2 protein-coding genes (both cut by a window edge) are annotated in these 19,496 nt (G+C 77.3%); both read left to right on the plus strand.

The window, feature by feature from the left end:
• On the plus strand, positions 1-3,280 hold the 3' portion of the coding sequence (locus DFQ13_RS20525) for a non-ribosomal peptide synthetase (protein WP_181400077.1). Its footprint begins 6,290 nt before the window's first position; only the last 3,280 of its 9,570 coding nucleotides appear in the window; the start codon falls outside the window, past its left edge; it ends in the stop codon at positions 3,278-3,280.
• Positions 3,277-19,496 carry the 5' portion of a non-ribosomal peptide synthetase gene (locus DFQ13_RS20530; RefSeq protein WP_181400078.1) on the plus strand. Its footprint extends 1,006 nt past the window's final position, so the window shows 16,220 of its 17,226 coding nt (coding positions 1-16,220); it begins with the start codon at positions 3,277-3,279; its stop codon lies beyond the right edge, outside the window. The genes DFQ13_RS20525 and DFQ13_RS20530 overlap by 4 nt, the downstream gene beginning before the upstream one ends.

Below are 19,496 nucleotides of genomic sequence, written 5' to 3' on the forward strand. Positions count from 1 at the left end.
CCTGCTCGCGGGCAGGCTGGACGGCACGGCGGGCGCCGCGCGCCCGGCGCCCGCCCCGGCCACCCGACCCCGGGTGCTGCCGCTGTCGGCCGCGCAGCAGCGGCTGTGGTTCCTCGACCGGGTCGAGGACCTGGGCGCCACCTACCACATCCCGCTGGTGCTGCGGCTGACCGGCGGGCTCGACCGGGCGGCGCTGCGGGCCGCGCTGGACGACGTGGTGGCCCGGCACGAGAGCCTGCGGACGGTGTTCCCGGTGGTGGACGGCCACCCGCGCCAGGAGGTCCTCGACCCGGGGCCGGTGGCCTGGACCGAGGCGGAGACCGGCGGGGACGGGGTGGTCGCGGCGCTGGCCGAGCAGGTCGCCAGGCCGTTCGACCTGGCCACCGAGCCGCCGGTGCGCGCGGCGCTGTTCGCCGTCGGGCCGGGCGAGCACGTGCTGCTGGTGGTGCTGCACCACATCGGGGCGGACGGCTGGTCGCTGACCCCGCTGGCCCGCGACCTGTCCGCCGCGTACGCGGCGCGGCGCGCGGGTGCCGCCCCCGGGTTCGCGCCGCTGCCGGTGCAGTACGCCGACTACGCGCTCTGGCAGCGCGACCTGCTCGCCGCGGACTCGCCGCACCTGGCGCACTGGACCGCGGTGCTGGCCGGTCTGCCCGACGAGATCCCCCTGCCCGCCGACCGGCCCCGCCCGCCGGTGGCCTCGCACCGGGGCGGCGAGGTGGCCTTCGGCATCCCCGCCGAGCAGCACGCGGCGCTGCGGGCGCTGGCGCGCGGGACCGGGACGACGCTGTTCATGGTGCTGCACGCCGGTCTCGCGCTGCTGCTGTCGCGGCTGGGCGGCGGGGACGACATCCCCGTCGGGACACCGGTGGCCGGGCGCACCGACGACGCGCTGGACGAACTGGTCGGCTGCTTCGTCAACATGCTGGTGCTGCGCACCGACACGTCCGGCGACCCGAGCTTCCGCGACCTGCTCGGCCGGGTGCGCGAGACCGACCTCGCGGCCTACGCCCACGCGGAGCTGCCCTTCGAGCGGCTGGTCGAGGCGCTGGCGCCGCCGCGGTCGCTGGCCAGGCACCCGGTGTTCCAGGTGATGCTGGGGTTGCAGAACACCCCGGAGCCGGTGCTCGACCTGCCCGGGCTGGCCGTCGCGGCCGAGCCGGTGGCGGTGGGGTCGGCGCGGTTCGACCTCTCGTTCGGGTTCGCCGAGCGCGGGGACGGGCTGGACGGGGTGCTGGAGTTCAACGCGGACCTGTTCGACCCGGCGACCGCGGCGGGCATCGCCGACCGGTTGGCACGCCTGCTCGCCGCGGTGGCGGCCGACCCGGACACCCCCGTCCGCCAGGTCGAACTGCTCACCGCCGGGGAACGCGCGCTGCTGCTGGAGCAGGGGCGGGGCGTCGTCCGCCCGGTTCCGCCGGTGGACCTGGCCGACGTGGTCGCGGGGGTCGCCGCCGCGCACCCCGGGCTGCCCGCCGTCCGCACGGCCGACACGACGGTGTCCTACGCCGAGCTGGTCGACCGGGCCGACCGCCTGGCCCGGCTGCTGGTGGCCCGCGGCGCGGGCCCGGAGCGGTTCGTGGCCGTGGCGCTGCCGCGCGGGCCGGAGCTGGTGGTGGCGCTGCTGGCGGTGCAGCGGGCGGGGGCGGCGCACCTGCCGCTGGACCCGGCCTTCCCGCCGGAGCGGACCGCGCACATGCTGTCCGACGCGGAACCGGTGCTCGTGATCACCGACGAGGCCACCGCAGGCGCGCTGCCCGCGGTCGGGGTGCCCCGGTTGGCGCTGGACGCGGCGCGGACGCGGGCCGAACTGGCGGGCGCCCCGCCGTGCGCCTTCCCCCGGGCGGTGCCGTCGAACGCGGCGTACGCGATCTACACCTCGGGCTCGACCGGCCTGCCGAAGGGCGTCGTGGTGCCCAGGGGTGCCCTGGCGAACTTCCTGGCTGCGCTCGCCGACCACGTTCCACTGTCCACAGGAGACAGGTGGTTGGCGGTGACCACGATCGCCTTCGACATCGCGGCGCTGGAGCTGTTCCTCCCGCTGGCGCACGGGGCGTGCGTTGTGCTCGCCGACCGCGACACCGTGCGGGACCCGGCGCGGTTGCTGGCGCTGGCCCGGCGGACCGGGGTCACCGTCGCGCAGGCGACACCGAGCCTGTGGCAGACGGTGCTCGACGCGGCCGACGAGGAGGGCGACCGCGACGCCCTGTCCGGGGTGCGGGTGCTCTCCGGCGGCGAGGCGCTGCCCGCCGCGCTGGCCGCCCGCCTGCGCGCCAGGGCCGCGAGCGCGGTCAACCTGTACGGGCCGACCGAGACCACCATCTGGTCCACCCTCGCCCACCTCGGCGCGGACGAGCGGGCGCCCGGCATCGGCGAACCGATCGCCAACACCCGGGTCCTGGTGCTCGACCGGGCGCTGCGGCCGGTGCCGCCGGGCGTGGTCGGCGAGCTGTACCTGGCGGGCGCGGGGGTGGCCCGCGGCTACCACCGGCGCCCCGGCCTCACCGCCGAGCGGTTCGTCGCCGACCCGGGCGGCGGGCCGGGCGAGCGCGCCTACCGCACCGGCGACCTGGTGCGCTGGACCGGGTCCGGGCGGCTGGAGTTCCTCGGCCGGGCCGACGAGCAGCTCAAGGTGCGCGGCTTCCGGGTCGAACCCGGCGAGGTCGAGGCGGCGCTGGCCGGGCACCCGCTGGTCGGCCGGGCGGTGGTGGTGGCCCGCGAGTCCGGCGACGGGCACCGGCGGCTGGTCGGCTACGTCACCGCGGCGGGCGCGCCGGCGGTGGACCCCGCCGCGGTCCGGGAGCACGCGGCGCGGGTGCTGCCCGAGCACATGGTCCCGGTGGTCGTGGTGCTCGACGCGTTCCCCACGACCGCCAACGGCAAGGTCGACCGGCGCGCGCTGCCCGCGCCGGACCCGCGCGGCGCCGCACCGGACCGCGCCCCGCGCACCCCGGCGGAGCTGGCGCTGTGCGAGCTGTTCGCCGACGTGCTGGGGGTGGCCGAGGCGGGGGTCCGCGACGACTTCTTCGCCCTCGGCGGCGACAGCGTGCTCACCCTGCGGCTCACGGGCCGCGCGGGCCGGGCCGGGCTGCCCCTCACGCCGCGCGACGTCTTCGTGCACCGCACCCCGGCCGCCCTCGCGGCGGTGGCCGCGGCGGCGGACCGGCAGGCACCAGAGGCCGACCCCGAGGACACCGGCGCCCCGCTGGTGGAGCTGAGCGCGTTCCAGCGCGGGCGGTTGGCGGCGGCGATCGAAGCGGAATGGGAGGCACCCCGGTGACCAGGGCCGAGATCGAGGACGTCCTCCCCGTCACGCCGTTGCAGGAGGGACTGCTGTTCCACGCCGCCCACGACGGGGCGGCCGACGTCTACACCATGCAGCTCGCGCTGGAGGTCGACGGGCCGCTGGACCCGGCCGCGCTGCGCCGGGCCGCCGGGGCGCTGCTGGCCCGGCACGCGGTGCTGCGCTCGGCGATCGTTCAGGACGGGGTCGACGAACCGGTCCAGGTCGTGCTGGCCGAGGTGCCCCTGGCCTGGCGCGAGCACGACCTGTCCGCCCTCGGCGAGCCGGAGCGCGCGGCCGGGCTGGACCGGGTCGTCGCCGAGGACCGGACCGCGGGGTTCACCCCGCACCGCCCCCCGCTGATCCGGTTCACCCTGGTCCGGCTGGCCGCCGACCGGCACCGGCTGCTGATCACCAACCACCACGTGCTGCTCGACGGCTGGTCCGTGCCGGTGCTGGTGGACGACCTGTGGGCGCTCTACGCCCGGGAGGGCGACCCGGCGGTCACCCTGCCGCCCGCCGCCGACCACCGGGCCTACCCGCGGTGGCTGGCCAGGCAGGACCACGACGCCGCCCGCCGGGAGTGGCGGACGCACCTGGCCGGGCTGAGCGGACCCACCCTCGTCGCCCCCGGCGCCGCCCGCGGCGGGGCGCCCGCCCCGCCTCGGGACCTGGACGCCGAGTTGACCGCCGAGCAGACCGCGCGCCTGCACACCGCCGCCCGCGGCCGGGGCCTGACGCTCAACACCGTGGTGGCGGGGGCGTGGGCGGTGGTGCTCAGCGGGCTAACCGGGCGGCAGGACGTCGTCTTCGGCACCACCGCCGCCATCCGCCCACCCACGATCCCCGACGTCGAGACGCTGGTGGGGCTGCTCGTCAACACGGTGCCGGTGCGGGTCAGCCTCGACGCGGGGCGGCCGTTCGGCGAGCAACTGGCCGCCGCGCAGGACCGGCGGGCCGCGCTGCTGCCGCACCAGCACGTGGGCCTGGGCGAGCTGCGGCGGCTGGCCGGGGTCGGCGCCGAGCTGTTCGACACCGTGCTGCTGTTCCGCAACCACCTGGCCCGCGGGCGGTCCGCCGACGCCGTGGTGGCCGCGCCGCCGGGGCTGCGGGTCACGGCCGTGGGCGCCTGGGACGCCAACCACTACCCGCTCTCGCTCACGGTGGCACCCGGCGACCGGCTGCTGTTGCGCCTGTCCCACCGCACCGACGTGGTCGACGCCGAGACCGCGCGGCGCGCGCTGGACGCGGTGGTGCGCACGCTCCGGTCACTGGCCGCGGACCTGGACCACCCGCCCGGGCACACCGCGGGCCCGGTGCTCCCCGGGGTCACCGAACCGGACCGGGTGCCCGCCCGCCCCGCCGCCCCGGGCCGGGGCGCGCCCGCGCGCACACCGCGGCAGGAAATCCTCTGCGAGCTGTTCGCCGACGTGCTGGAGCTGCCCGCGGTCGGCGCCGACGACGACTTCTTCGCCCTGGGCGGCGATTCCGTGCTGGCCACCCGGCTGGTGAGCCGGATCAGGTCGGTGCTCGGGGTGGAGCTGCCCGTGCGCGCGCTGTTCGAGGCGGGCACGAGCACCCGCCTCGACGCCGTGCTCGACCCCGGCGCCGCCGTCCGGCCCGCGCCGCGACCGGTGGACCGCCCGGAGCGCACCCCGCTCTCGCACGCCCAGCGGCGGCTGTGGTTCCTCAACCGCTTCGAGGACACCGGGTCCGCCTACCACCTGCCCATCGCGCTGCGCCTCACCGGCGACCTCGACCGCGCCGCCCTGACCGCGGCGCTCGGCGACGTGGTGCAGCGGCACGAGAGCCTGCGCACGGTCTTCCCCGAGGTCGACGGCGAACCCCACCAGGACGTGCGCCCGGCGACCGCCGTCGCGCTGCCCGTCGCGGCGCTGCCGGAGGCCGAGCTGGCCGCCGGGCCTGCCGCGGCGGCGGCCCGGCCCTTCGACCTCACCACCGATCCCCCGCTGCGCGCGGCGCTGTACGAGGTGGGGGGAACGGGCGAGCACGTCCTGCTGCTCGTCCTGCACCACATCGCGGGCGACGGCTGGTCGTTCGCGCCGCTGTCGCGCGACCTGTCGCGGGCCTACGCCGCCCGCCGCGCCGGTCGCGCCCCCGAGTGGGAACCGCTGCCGCTGCAGTACCCGGATGCCGCGCTGTGGCAGCGCGAACTGCTCGGCGACGGCGCCGACCCGGACAGCGCACTGGCGCGGCAGCTCGACTTCTGGCGGACCGCGCTGGCCGACCTGCCCGCCGAGCTGACCCTCCCGGCGCAGCGACCGCGCCCCGCCCGCGCGAGCCACCGCGGCGACCGCGTGCCCCTGGAGATCCCGCCGGACCTGCACCGCGGCCTGCGCGCCCTGGCCAGGGAGAGCCGCACCACGCTGTTCATGGTCGTGCAGGCGGGACTGGCCCTGCTGCTGTCGCGGTTGGGGGCGGGCCGGGACATCCCCATCGGCACCCCGGTCGGCAACCGCACCGACGAGGCGCTCGACGACCTGGTCGGCCTGTTCGTCAACACCCTGGTGCTGCGCACGGACACCTCGGGCGACCCGACCGCGCGCGAACTGCTCGGCCGGGTCCGCGCGGCCGACCTCGCCGCGTTCGCCAACCGGGACCTGCCGTTCGAGCGGCTGGTCCACGAGCTCAACCCGGCCCGGTCCACCGCGCGGCACCCGCTGTTCCAGGTGGCGCTGGTCCTGCACAACAACCCCGCCCCGCCCCCGCCGCGACTGCCCGGCCTGGCGGTCGAGGGGCTGCCCCTCGGGCTGCCGACGACCATGTTCGACCTGTCCGTGGAGCTGACCGAGCGGCGCGGCGCGCAGGGCACCCCGCACGGCGTCCACGGGTCCCTGGAGTACAGCACCGACCTGTTCGACCGGGCGGGGGCCGAGCGGATCGCCGAGCGGCTGGTGCGGGTGCTCGCGGCGGTGGTCGCCGACCCGGACCAGCGGCTGAGCGCGGTGGACCTGCTCGACGGGGCGGAGCGGCGACAGCTTCTGGAGTGGGGCGCCCCCACCCGGGTCGAGCCGCCGACCGGCACGCTGGCCGAGGCGTTCGCCGCGGTCGCCCGCCGCACCCCCGGGGCCACGGCCGTGGTCTGCGGGGACCGGGCGCTCACCTACGGCGAGCTGGACGCCCTGGCCAACCGGTTGGCCAGGGTGCTGCTCGCCGCGGGCGCCCGGCCGGAGCGGGCGGTGGCCTTGGCGCTGCCGCGGTCGATCGAGCAGGTCGTGGCGACGGTGGCGGTGGTCAAGGCGGGAGCCGCCTACCTGCCCCTCGACCCCGAGCACCCCGCCGAGCGCATCGCCTCCACCCTCGCCGACGCGCACCCCACCGCGGTGGTGACCACCGGGGCCGTCGCGGCGGCACTCCCCCGGGAACCGGACGCCACCCTGGTCCTGCTGGACGACCCCGGAGTGGTCCGGGCCCTCGGTGCCGCGCCCGCGGGCGAGCTGACCCCCGAGGAGCGCCCGCTCGCCCCCACGACCGACTCCGCCGCGTACGTCATCCACACCTCGGGGTCCACCGGCCGCCCCAAGGGCGTCGTCGTGCCGCACGGCAACGTGCTGCGGCTGTTCACCGCCACCGCTGAGCTGTTCGACTTCACCGCGGACGACGTGTGGAGCGCCTTCCACTCCCCCGCGTTCGACTTCGCGGTCTGGGAGACCTGGGGGGCGCTGCTGCACGGCGCCACCCTGGTCGTGGTGCCTGCCGACGTGGCGCGGGCACCGGAGGAGTTCCTGGCGCTGCTGGTGCGATCCGGCGTCACCGTGCTGAGCCAGACACCGTCGGCGTTCACCCAGCTCGCCCGCGCCGACGCCGAGGACCCGGGGCTGGGCGACCGGCTGTCCGTGCGGCGCGTCGCCTTCGGCGGCGAGGCGCTGGACCCGGGGTCGCTGGCGGGCTGGCGGGAGCGGCACCCGGACAGCCCGGCGCTGGTCAACCTGTACGGGATCACCGAGACGACCGTGCACGTCACCGGGGTGCGGCTGGACCCGCGGGCGCACCGGACCGGCAGCCCGATCGGCCGGGGCCTGCCCGACCTGCGCCTGCACGTGCTCGACGAGCACCTGCGCCCGCTGCCCGCCGGGGTCGCGGGCGAGCTGTACGTCGCGGGTCCCGGCCTCGCGCGCGGCTACCTGGACCTGCCCTCCCCGACCGCGCAGCGGTTCGTGGCCTGCCCGTACGGGCCGCCGGGGGAGCGCATGTACCGCACCGGGGACGTGGTGCGGTGGCGGGCGGACGGCGAACTCGACTACGTCGGCCGCGCCGACGACCAGGTGAAGGTCCGCGGGTTCCGGGTCGAGCCCGGCGAGGTGGCCGCCGCGCTCACCGCGCGGCCGGACGTCGGCGCGGCGGTCGTCGTCGCCCGGGAGCACCGCCCCGGCGACCTCGGGCTCGTCGCCTACGCCGTGGCCGCCCCCGGGCACCGCCTCGAACCCACCGACCTGCGCCGTGCGCTGGCCGGGGTGCTGCCCGACCACCTCGTCCCGGCGGCGGTGGTCGTGCTCGACGAGCTGCCGCTGACCCCGAACGGGAAGGTGGACCGCCGGGCGCTGCCCGCCCCGGTCGCCACGACCGGTCGCGGCCGGGCCCCGCGCACCGCGCGGGAGGAGGTCCTGTGCGGGTTGTTCGCCCAGGTGCTCGGGCTGCCCGAGGTGGGGGTCGACGAGAGCTTCTTCGAACTGGGCGGGCACTCGCTGCTGGCCACCGGGCTCATCAGCCGCGTCCGCGCGGCCTTCGGCGTCGACCTGCCGGTGCGGGCGCTGTTCGAGGCGCCCGCGGTGTCCGGGCTGATCGGGCGGGTCGACACCGCCGCGGGCACGGACCGGCCGCCGCTGCGGCCCGCCGCGCGCCCGGACCGGCTGCCGCTGTCGTTCGCGCAGCGCAGGCTGTGGTTCCTGGACCGGTTGCAGGGGTCCGGGTCGGCCTACAACATCCCGCTCGCGCTGCGGCTCACCGGTCCCCTGGACCGCGACGCGCTGCTGGCCGCCTGCCTGGACGTGGTGGACCGGCACGAGAGCCTGCGCACGGTCTTCCCCGAGTCCGACGGCGAACCCCACCAGGTGGTGCTGCCGCCCCCCGCCGGGCGGGCGGGCCGGGTGGACGCCGCGGTGGTGACCGTGGACGCCGCCGGGCTGGACGCCGCCGTCGCCTCGACCACCACCGCCGGGTTCGACCTGCGCACCGACCCGCCGCTGCGGGTCCGGCTGCTCGCCCTCGCCGAGGACGACCACGTCCTGGTGCTGGTGCTGCACCACATCGCGGGCGACGGCTGGTCGCTGCGCCCGCTGGCCGACGACCTCGCCACCGCCTACGCGGCCCGGCTGGCCGACCGGGCGCCCGGGTGGGCGCCGCCGCCGGTGCAGTACGCGGACTACACCCTCTGGCACCGCGCGGTGCTCGGCGACCCCGGCGACCCGAACAGCACCGGTGGCCGCCAGCTCGCCTTCTGGCGCAGCACCCTGGCGGGCGCCCCGGAACAGCTCGCCCTGCCCCTGGACCGGCCGCGGCCCCCGGTCGCCCGCTACCGCGGCGGGGCGGTCCCGCTGCCGGTCCCGCCCGCGCTGCACACCCGGCTCGCCGCGCTGGCCGCCGACGGCGGGGCGACGCTGTTCATGGTGCTGCACGCCGCGGTCGCGGCGCTGCTGACCAGGGTGGGCGCGGGCACCGACCTGCCGCTGGGCACGGCCGTCGCCGGGCGCACCGACGCGGCGCTCGACGACCTCGTCGGCTTCTTCGTCAACACCCTGGTGCTGCGCACCGACACCTCCGGCGACCCCGGCTTCACCGACCTGCTCGCCCGCGTCCGCGACACCGACCTGGCCGCCTACGCCCACCAGGACCTGCCCTTCGACCTGCTCGTCGAGGAGCTGAACCCGGGGCGCTCGGTCGACCGCAACCCGCTGTTCCAGGTGATGGTGGGGTTGCAGAACAACACCGGGGCCGAGGCGGGGCTGCCCGGCGTGGTGCTGGGCGCGGTCCCGGTGCCCCCGGCCGAGGCGAAGTTCGACCTGCTGTTCGCCTTCACCGAGCGGCGCACCGCCGACGGCCGCCCGGACGGCCTGGACGGCGTGCTGGAGTTCGCCACCGAGCTGTTCGACCCGGCGACCGCCCGCGGGCTGGCCGCGCACCTGCTCGGCCTGCTGGCGGCCGTCGCCGCCGACCCGGCGTGCCCGGTGGGCAGGCTCGACCTGCTCGACGACGACGGCCGCCGGGCCGTGCTCGCCCGCGGCGACGGCGGCCCGGTGCGCCCACCCGCCCCGGCCCGGCCGGGCGCGGGCCTGGCCGAGCTGTTCGCCGCCCAGGTCGCGCGCACCCCGGGCGCGACCGCGCTGGACGCGGGCGCCGTGCGGCTCGGCTACGCCGAACTGGACACCCGGGCCAACCGCCTGGCGCACCTGCTGATCCGGCACGGGGCGGACCACGACCGCCCGGTGCTGGTCCTGGTGGAACGCTCCGCCGAGCTGGTGGTCGCGCTGCTGGCCGTGGTCAAGGCGGGCGCGGCGTACGTGCCGCTCGACCCGCGCCACCCGCGCGCCAGGATGGGGCTGATCGCCGCCGACACCGGCGCGGGCATCCTGCTGACCGACGCGGCGGGCGCCGAGCACCCCTTCACCGGCCGGGCCGCCGCCGACGGGCTCGCGGTGCTGCGGGCCGACGCGGTCCCCGGCGACCTGCCCGAGCACGACCCCCGGCGCCCGGTCGAGCCCGACCGGGCCGCGTACGCCATGTTCACCTCGGGGTCCACCGGCGTGCCCAAGGGCGTCGTGGTCACCCACGCCAACGTGGTGTCGCTGGCGTTCGACCCGTGCTGGCGCGGCGGCGAGCAGGACCGGGTGCTGGCGCACAGCCCGCACTCGTTCGACGCCTCCACCTACGAGCTGTGGGTGCCGCTGCTGTCGGGCGGGTGCGTCGTGCAGGCACCGCCGGGGGAGCTGGGCGTGGCCGACCTGGACCGGGTGATCACCGAGCGCGGTGTGACCTGCGCCTTCTTCACGACCGCGCTGTTCAACCTGCTGGCGCAGGAGAGCCCGGCGACCCTCGGCGCGCTGCGGCAGGTGTGGACCGGAGGCGAGGACGTCTCGCCCGCCGCGTTCGAGCGGGTCGCGGCGGCCTGCCCCGGCACTGCGCTGCGGCACGTCTACGGGCCGACCGAGACCACCACGTTCGCGACCTTCCACGCGGTGGACCCCGGCTCCCCGCCCGGCCGCACGGTGCCGATCGGCACGCCGATGGCGGGCACCCTGGCCTACGTGCTGGACGCGGGGCTGCGGCCGGTGCCGCCGGGCGTGGTCGGCGAACTGCACCTGGCGGGTGCCGGGCTGGCGCGGGGCTACGCCGCCCGGGCCGCGCTGACCGCCGAGCGGTTCGTCGCCGACCCCTTCGGGCCGGCGGGGACGCGGATGTACCGCACCGGCGACCTGGCGCGGTGGACCCCGCGCGGGCTGGAGTTCGCGGGCCGCGCCGACGACCAGGTGAAGCTGCGCGGGTTCCGGGTGGAGCTCGCCGAGGTCGAGGCGGCGCTGACCGCGCACCCCGGGGTGGGGCGGGCCGCGGTGGTGGTCCGGGAGGACCGGGCCGGGGAACGGCGGCTGGTGGCCTACGTGGTGCCCGCGGCGGGCGCGGCGGAGGGCGGCGCGGGCCGCGACCAGGTCGAGGACTGGCGCGGCATCTACGAATCCCTCTACGGCACCGACGCCTACTTCGCCGCCCCCGGCGGCGGCTTCGGCAGCGACTTCTCCGGCTGGAACAGCAGCTACGACGGGCAGCCGATCCCGTTGGCGGACATGCGGGAGTGGCAGGCGGCGACCGTCGAGCGCATCCGCTCGCTGCGACCGCGGCGGGTGCTGGAGATCGGCGTCGGCAGCGGCCTGCTGCTCGCCGAGCTGGCCGGGGACTGCGAGTCGTACTGGGGCACCGACTTCTCCCCCTCGGCCGTCGACCGGCTGCGCGAGCACCTGGCCACCCGGCCGGAGCTGGCGGGCCGGGTCGAGCTGCGCTGCCAGGCGGGCGAGGACACCACCGGGCTGCCCACCGACCACTTCGACACGGTGGTGATCAACTCCGTCGTCCAGTACTTCCCCTCCGCCGACTACCTGGACCGGGTGCTGGCCCGCGCCGTCGAGCTGGTCCGGCCGGGCGGGGCGGTGTTCGTCGGCGACGTGCGGGACCTGCGCCTCGCCCGGTGCCTGGGCACCGCCGTGCAGCTCCGCCGCGGGGGCGCGGGCACCGCCGCGGCCGTGCGCACCGCCGTGCGGCGCGGCCTGCTGCTGGAGGAGGAGCTGCTGGTCGACCCCGACCACTTCGCCGCCACCGCGCGGGCGAACCCCGGGATCACCGCGGTGGACCTGCGCGTCAAGCGCGGCCACCACGACAACGAGCTGACCGGGTACCGCTACGACGTGGTGCTGCACAAGGGCGCGGACCGGGTCCTCGCGCTCGCCGACGCCCCCCGGCTGCGCTGGGGGCGGGAGGTCACCGGGCTCGCCGGGGTGGTGGCGCACCTGCGCGCCGAGCGCCCGGCGCGGCTGCGGGTCACCGGGGTGCCCAACGCCAGGATCGCCCCGGAGCTGGCCGCCCTGCGGGCGCTGGACGCCGACACCGACCCGCGGACCGCCCTGGCCGCGCTCACCGGCGGCACCGACCGCGACCCCGACGCGCTGCCGACGGTGGAGGCCGTGCACCGGGCGGTCGAAGACCTCGGCTACACCTGCGTGATCGCCCCCTCGGCCCGGCGGGCCCCGGACCAGGAGGCGGACGGCGCGCTGGACCTGGTGCTCGTCGACGCGGCCGAGGCGCGCGGCCGGGCCCTCGACGGCACCCACCTGGCCGCCGAGGACGCCGGGCAGGCGAGGCGGACCAGCGACCCGGAGCGGTCGCACGCCGTCCGCGCGCTGACCGCGGCGCTGGGCCCGCACCTGGGTGAGGTGCTGCCGGAGTACATGGTGCCCTCGGCGTTCGTGGCCCTGCCCACGCTGCCGCTCACGGTCAACGGCAAGGTGGACCGGCGGGCGCTGCCCGCGCCGGACGTGGCCGCGGCGGCGGCGGGCGCCGCGCCGCGCACCCCGCAGGAGGAGATCCTGTGCGGGCTGTTCGCCGAGGTGCTCGGCCTGCCCGCGGTGGGGGTCGACGACGACTTCTTCGACCTGGGCGGGCACTCGCTGCTGGCCACCCGGTTGACCAGCCGCGTCCGGTCGGTGCTGGGGTCCGAGCTCGCCGTCCGGGAGGTGTTCGAGGCCCCCACGGCCGCGGGCCTCGCCGCCCGGCTCACCCCCGCCGACCGCGCGCGACCGCCGCTGCGGCCCGCCGAGCGGCCCGCCCGGCTCCCGCTGTCGCACGCGCAGCGCAGGCTGTGGTTCCTCAACCGCTTCGAGGACAGCGGTTCGACCTACAACATGGCGATGGCCGTGCGGCTGGTCGGGCCGCTGGACCACGACGCCCTGCGGGCGGCGGTGGCCGACGTCGTGCGGCGGCACGAGGTCCTGCGCACGGTCTTCCCCGCCGACGACGGCGAACCGCACCAGCGGGTGCTCGACGTCGAGGCGGTGCGCGAGGGCCTGGTCACCACCGGGGCGGTGCGGGCCGACGAGGTCGCCGCGCTGCTGCGAGCCCGCGCCGAGCGGGGTTTCGACCTCACCCGCGACCTCCCGCTGCGGGCCTGGCTGTGGGCGACGGGCACGCACGAGCACGTGCTGCTGCTGGTCGTGCACCACATCGCCTGCGACGGCTGGTCGCTCACCCCGTTGGCCAGGGACCTGTCCACCGCCTACGCCGCCCGCGCGCGGGGCCGGGAACCCGAGCAGGCACCCCTGCCCGTGCAGTACGCCGACTACACCCTGTGGCACAACAGGACCCTCGACGGCGACGGCTCGGCCCGGCACCTGGAGCACTGGGCCACCACCCTGCGCGGCGCCCCCGCCGAACTGGCCCTGCCCACCTGCCGCCCCCGCCCCGACACCACGGCGCACACCGGCGACCACATCACCTTCACCGTCCCCGCCGCGCTGCACCAGCGGCTCACCGCGCTGGTGCGCACCGACCGGGCCACCCTGTTCATGGCCCTGCACGCCGCCCTCGCCGCACTGCTGACCCGGGTGGGCGCGGGCACCGACATCCCCATCGGCACCCCCGTCGCGGGCCGCACCCACGACGCGCTGGACGACCTGGTCGGCTTCTTCGTCAACACCCTGGTCCTGCGGTTGGACACCGGTGGCGACCCGACCCTGCGCGAACTGCTCGCCAGGGCACGCGCGGTCGACCTCGACGCCTACGCCCACCAGGACCTGCCGTTCCAGCGGCTCGTCGAACACCTCAACCCGCGGCGCGACCCCGGCAGGCACCCGCTGTTCCAGGTGATGCTCGTCCTGCAGAACACCGCCGAGCCGGTGCTGCGCCTGCCGGGCGTCCGCGTCGAGCACGAGCCGACCACCGTGCGCAGGGCGAACTTCGACCTGTGGCTGGGCTTCACCGAGACCCGCCTGCCCGACGGCGCGGCCGGGGGCATCACCGGCAGGCTGGAGTTCCGCACCGACCTGTTCGACCGGGAGACCGCGCGCGGCATCGCCACCCGGCTCGTGCGGGTCCTGCACGCCCTCGCCGCCGACCCCGACCAGCGCGTCAGCCGGGTCGACGTCCTCGACGCGGCGGAGGAGCACCGGCTCCTGCGCGCCACGACGACCCACCCGCTGCCCGCGACCACCCTGACCGCACTGCTCGAAGCCCAGGCGGCGCGCACACCGCACGCGGTTGCGGTCGTCGACCACGACGGGACCACCCACACCTACGCGCGGGTGCACGAGCGGGCGAACCGGCTCGCCCACCTGCTCGCCGGTTCCGGCGCGGGACCGGAGAAGACCGTGGGGGTGGCGCTGCCCCGCTCGGTCGAGTCGGTCGTCGCCCTCGTGGCGGTGCTCAAGACCGGTGCCGCCTACCTGCCGCTGGACCCCGAGCACCCGGCCGAACGGCTCTCCCGGGTGGTCGACGACGCCGGGCCCGTCGCCCTGCTCACCGACCGCGGCACGTCCGGGGTGCTCGACGGCGCGGGGTTCGCCGCCGTGGAGCAGATCCTGCTCGACGAGGTGGGTGGGGACCTCGCCGCGCGCCCCGCGTCCGCGCCACCGCCCACCGCCGTCCCGGGCAACCCGGCGTACCTGATCCACACCTCGGGCTCCACCGGGCGCCCCAAGGGTGTCCTCGTGCCGCACGCCGCCATCGCCAACCGGCTGCTGTGGGCGCAGGCCGAGTACGGCCTGACCGCCGAGGACCGGGTGCTGCACAAGACGCCGACGAGCTTCGACGTGTCGGTGTGGGAGCTGTTCTGGCCGCTGATCGCGGGCGCGGCCGTGGTGCTCGCCCGACCGGGTGGGCACCGCGAGCCCGACCACCTCGCCGAGCTGGTGCGCCGCGAGCGGGTGGGCACCGCGCACTTCGTACCGTCCATGTTGGACGTCTTCCTGGACGCGCCCGCCGCGGCGGGCACCGGCCTGCGCCGGGTGCTGTGCAGCGGCGAAGCCCTGCCCACCGCGCTCGCGGCCCGCTGCGAGCGGGTGCTGGGCATCGCGCCGGACAACCTGTACGGGCCCACCGAGGCGGCGGTGGACGTCACCGCGTGGCGCCCCGCGCCCGCCCGGCCGGAGCCCACCGTCCCCATCGGACTGCCGGTGTGGAACACCCGCGCGTACGTGCTCGACGAGCACCTGCGCCCGGTGCCCGAGCGCGTGCCCGGTGAGCTGTACCTGGCGGGGGCGCAACTGGCGCGCGGCTACCACCGCGCACCCGGTCGCACCGCTGAGCGGTTCGTCGCCGACCCGCACGGCGGTCCCGGCGAGCGCATGTACCGCACGGGCGACCGCGTGCGGCGGTACCCGGACGGGGCGCTGGAGTTCCTGGGCCGCACCGACGACCAGGTGAAGGTGCGCGGTGTCCGGGTCGAGCCGGACGAGGTGGCCGCCACGCTGGCCCGCCACCCGGCGGTGGCGCGGGCCGCGGTCGTGGCCAGGCCTGGGCCCTCGGGTGCGGTCGAGCTGGTGGCCTACGCCGTCGCCGCGGGTGGGGCGGCGTCGGGGGTGGACGCGGAGCAGTTGCGCCGCCACGCCGCGCGGGTGCTGCCCGAGCCGATGGTGCCCGCCGCCGTCGTGCTGCTGGAGGCGTTGCCGCTGACCGTGCACGGCAAGCTGGACCAGGCCGCGCTGCCCGCGCCGGTGCGCTCCGCCCCCGCCCCGGCGCGGGCGGCGCGCACCGGCGCCGAGGAACTGCTGTGCGGGCTGTTCGCCGACGTCCTGGAGGTGCCATCGGTCGGCGTCGACGACGGCTTCTTCGACCTGGGTGGGCACTCGCTGCTGGCGATGCGCCTGGTCAACCGGGTGCGGTCGGTGTTCGGGGTCGAGCTGCGGGTGCGGTCGGTGTTCGAGGCGCCCACGGTGGCCGCGCTCGCCGCGCGGCTCGCGGACGCGGGCGACAGCCCGGTGCGCCCACCGGTGCGCGCCCTTACCCGGCCCGAGCACGTGCCGCTGTCCTCCGGCCAGCTTCGGCTGTGGTTCCTCAACCGGTTCGAGGCGGCCCGCGGCACCTACCACATCCCGATGGCCCTGCGGCTCTCCGGCGAGCTGGACGTGGCGGCCCTCGACGCCGCGCTCCTCGACGTCACCACCCGGCACGAGAGCCTGCGCACGGTCTTCCCGGACGTGGACGGGACACCCGCGCAGGTGGTCGTCGACGCGGGCGCGGCGCATACCCCGCTGGTTGCCGTGCCCGCCGCCGAGGAAAACCTGGCCGGGCTGCTGGCCGCCACCTCGGCGCGCCCCTTCGACCTGTCCACCGACGTCCCGCTGCGCGTGGCGCTGTTCGCCGTGGCACCCGGCGAGCACGTCCTGCTGGTCGTCCTGCACCACATCGCGGGCGACGGGTGGTCGTTGGCGCCGCTGGCCCGCGACCTGGCCGCGGCCTACCGCGCCCGGCTCACCGGGGAGGCGGGCGGCGCGGCACCGCTGCCCGTGCAGTACGCGGACTACGCGCTGTGGCAACGGGAACTGCTCGGCGCCGAGGACGACGCCGGCAGCCTCCGGTCCACCCAGCTCGCCCACTGGAGCGCGGCGCTGGCCGGTCTGCCGGAGGAACTGCCGCTGCCGTTCGACCGGACCAGGCCCGCGCTGCCCACCGACCAGCCCGCGGGGAGCGTCGAGTTCACGCTCCCGGCGAGCGTGCACCGCGGCCTGGTCGAGCTGGCCCGGGAGACGGGCGCGACCGTGTTCATGTCGGTGCGGGCAGCGCTCGCGGTGCTGTTGACCCGCATCGGCGCGGGCCACGACATCCCGATCGGCACCCCCGTCGCGGGCCGCACCGATTCCGCGCTCGACCCCCTCGTCGGCAACTTCGTCAACACCCTCGTCCTGCGCACCGACACCTCGGGCAACCCCACCCACCGCCGACTCCTGGCCCGCGTCCGCGACACCGACCTCACCGCCTACGCCCACCAGGACCTGCCCTTCGAGCAACTGGTCGAACACCTCAACCCCCAGCGGTCGCTGTCCCGGCACCCGCTGTTCCAGGTGGTGCTGACCCTGCAGAACACCGAGCGGGCGGACCTGGACCTGCCCGGGGTGCGGGTGCGCGGCCTGCCGCTCGACCCCGGGCCGACCGAGTTCGACCTGGCCGTCACCGTCCACGAGCAGCACACCGACGACGCGGCACCGGCCGGGCTGCACACCGCGCTGCGCTACCGGACCGACCTGTTCGACCGCGACACCGCCGAACAGCTCGGCAGGCGGTTGGTCCGCGTCCTGCACGCCGTGGTGGCCGACCCGGACCAGCCCATCGAGCAGGTGGACGTGCTGGACCCGGCCGAGCGGCGCAGGCTCCTCGGCGCACCGGCACCCGCGGTGCCCGGCGGTGCGGCGACGCTGGTGGAGCGGTTCACCGAGCGGGCCCGGCGGGCCCCGGATGCGGTGGCGGTGACCGCCGAGGACGCCACGCTGACCTACGCCGACCTCGACGCGCGGGCCGGTCGGCTGGCGCACCTGCTGCGCTCGCGGGGAGCGGGCGGCGGGCGGCCGGTCGCGCTGCTGCTGCCCCGGTCGGCGGAGCTGGTCGTGGCGATGCTCGCGGTGCTCAAGGCGGGCGCCGCCTACCTGCCGGTCGACCCGGACTACCCGGCCGAGCGGATCGCGCTGATCCTCACCGACGCCCGGCCCGCGCTGGTCGTCGCCCGGTCGGCCACCGCACCGGTGGACCCGGGGCCGGTCGCCGTGCTGCGCCTGGACGACCCGGACACGGTCGCGGCGCTGGCCGCGCGGCCCGACACCGACCCCGGCGCGGTGGTGCTCCCCGACTCCCCCGCGTACGTCATCCACACCTCGGGTTCCACCGGCAGGCCCAAGGGCGTGGTGGTGGCGCACCGGGAGGCGGCGGCGCTGTTCGCCGAGACCGCGGAGCTGTTCGGGTTCGGGCCCGGTGACGTGTGGGCGTTGTTCCACTCCCCCGCGTTCGACTTCTCCGTGTGGGAGATCTGGGGGGCGCTGGTGCACGGCGGGCGGCTCGTCGTGGTCAGCCACGAGGTCTCCCGCTCGCCCCACGACCTGCTGGCCCTGCTGGTCCGCGAACGGGTGACCGTGCTCAACCAGACCCCGTCGGCGTTCCACCCGCTGACCGCGGCCCTCGCGGCGGAGCCCACCGCCGACCGGCTCGCCCTGCGGCACGTGGTCCTCGGCGGTGAGGCGTTGCGGGCCCGGCGGCTGGCCGACTGGTACGCCCACCCGGTGAGCCGGTCGGCGGCCCTGGCGAACATGTACGGCATCACCGAGGGCGTCGTGCACGTGACCCACCGGCCCCTGGACCGGTCGGTGGTGGCGGAGGCGGCACCGGGCAGCGGCGTCGGCCGCGGCCTGCCCGGCCGGTGGCTGGCGGTGCTGGACGAGCGGCTGCGGCCGGTGCCCACCGGCACCTGGGGCGAGCTGTACCTGGTGGGCGGCGGGATCGCGCAGGGCTACCTCGGCAGGCCGGGTCTGACCGCCGAGCGGTTCGTCGCCGCGCCGTTCGGCCCGCCGGGAGCGCGGGCGTACCGCACCGGTGACGTGGTGCGGTGGCGCGCGGACGGTCGGCTGGACCACCTCGGCCGGGCCGACGACCAGGTGCAGGTGCGCGGGTTCCGGGTCGAGCCGGGGGAGGTCGAGGCCGCGCTGACCGTGCTGCCGGGGGTGGCGCTGGCCGCCGTGGTCGCCCGCGACGACGAGGACGGGCACCGCCGGTTGGTCGCCTACGTCGTCCCCGGCAACCCGGGCCCCGGTGCGGTGGAGCTGTCGCAGGCGTGGGTGCGCGGGGAACTGGCCGACACCCTGCCCGCCCACCTGGTGCCCGCCGCCGTCGTCGTGCTGGACGCCCTGCCGCTGACCCCGCACGGCAAGCTCGACCGCGCCGCGCTGCCCGCCCCGGACTTCGCACCCCTGATCTCGGGCGGGGAACCCGCGGACGCCAAGCAGGCGCGGCTGTGCGAGCTGTTCGCCGAGGTGCTGCGGCTGCCCGGGGTCGGCCCCTCGGACAGCTTCTTCGAGCTGGGCGGCGACAGCATCGTCTCCATCCGGCTGGTGGCGCGCGCCCGGGCAGCCGGCCTGCACTTCAGCCCGCGCGAGGTGTTCCGGCACCGCACGCCCGCCGCGCTGGCCGCGGTCGCCGCCGACCTCGCGGACCCGGTGGCCGAAGACCCGGCGGAGGCGTTCGGGGAGCTGCCGCCCGCGCCGATCGCGCACTGGTTGCGCGAGCGCGGCGGGCCGGTCGACGGGTTCAACCAGTCGGCGCTGTTCACCACGCCGGTCGGGCTCGACCCGCGCGGCCTGCGGGTGGTGCTGGACGCGGTGCTGCGGCGGCACGACGCGCTGCGGATGCGCCTGGTGGTCGACGCGGCCGGGGACTGGTCGTTCACCACCGCCCCACCGGGCGCCGACCCGACGCGGAACGTTCTGTCCCAGGTGGACGTTCGCGACCACGACGGCACCGCGCTGCGCGAGGCGGTCGAGCACCACGGCGAACTGGCCCGGCGGGCACTGGCACCGCGCGAGGGCGAGTTGGTCCGAGCGGTGTGGTTCGACGCGGGGTCGACCAGGCCCGGCCGCCTGCTCCTGGTGGTGCACCACCTGGCCGTGGACGCGGTGGCCTGGGGAATCCTGCGCGCCGACCTCGCCGCGGCGTGGCGGGCGGTCTCGGCCGGGCGCGC

The sequence above is a fragment of the Actinokineospora spheciospongiae genome (assembly GCF_003182415.1).
GTDB classification, from domain to species: Bacteria; Actinomycetota; Actinomycetes; order Mycobacteriales; family Pseudonocardiaceae; genus Actinokineospora; species Actinokineospora spheciospongiae.